We start from the raw sequence: 640 nt of genomic DNA on the forward strand, positions 1-640 counted from the left end.
GCAAAAAGGGGTTCCCTCCCCGCACTCTCCGCCTCCTCCCCATAAGGAGCTACCTATGTACCATGGCAAGGCGCACAAGGTCGGGGCGCATATCGACACCGACGCCATCATACCGGCCCGGTTCCTGGTCACCACGGATATGGCCGAGCTTGGGGCCAATTGCATGGAGGGCCTGGAGCCCGGCTGGATCAAGCGGGTCAAAGAGGGCGACATCATGGTCGCCGGCGAGAACTTCGGCTGCGGCTCCTCGCGCGAACATGCCCCCGTCGCCATCCTGGGCGCGGGCATCCCGGTCGTCATCGCCCACAGTTTCGCCCGCATCTTCTACCGCAACAGCTTCAACATGGGGCTGATTCTGCTCGAGATCGGCGACGACGTGGCCAGGATCAGCGACGGCGACGAACTCAAGGTCGATGCCGACACCGGCGTCATCGAAAACCTGACCACGGGTGAGAAAATCCAGTGCAAGCCCGTGCCGCCTTTCATGAAGGGCATCCTCGACGCCGGCGGCCTCGTCCCCTACGTCAAGGAACGCCTCGCGGCGCGTGCGTAGTCAATAAGAAGAAGAGGATAGAGGATGCCTCCGGCGGCCGGGGGAACCTTTTTTGAAAAAAAGGTTCCCCCGGACCCCCTCCAAAAA

At 62.3% G+C, this 640-nt stretch carries 1 protein-coding gene; it reads left to right on the forward strand.

What is annotated here, in order from left to right:
• The first annotated feature begins 55 nt into the window (after positions 1-55).
• A complete protein-coding gene (locus ACMZ6R_RS20500) occupies positions 56-553 on the forward strand; it encodes a 3-isopropylmalate dehydratase small subunit (RefSeq protein WP_416114811.1) in 498 nt (165 codons plus the stop codon).
• Positions 554-640: the final 87 nt, after the last annotated feature.

This window comes from Solidesulfovibrio sp. C21 (genome assembly GCF_047785625.1).
Lineage (GTDB): Bacteria > Desulfobacterota > Desulfovibrionia > Desulfovibrionales > Desulfovibrionaceae > Solidesulfovibrio.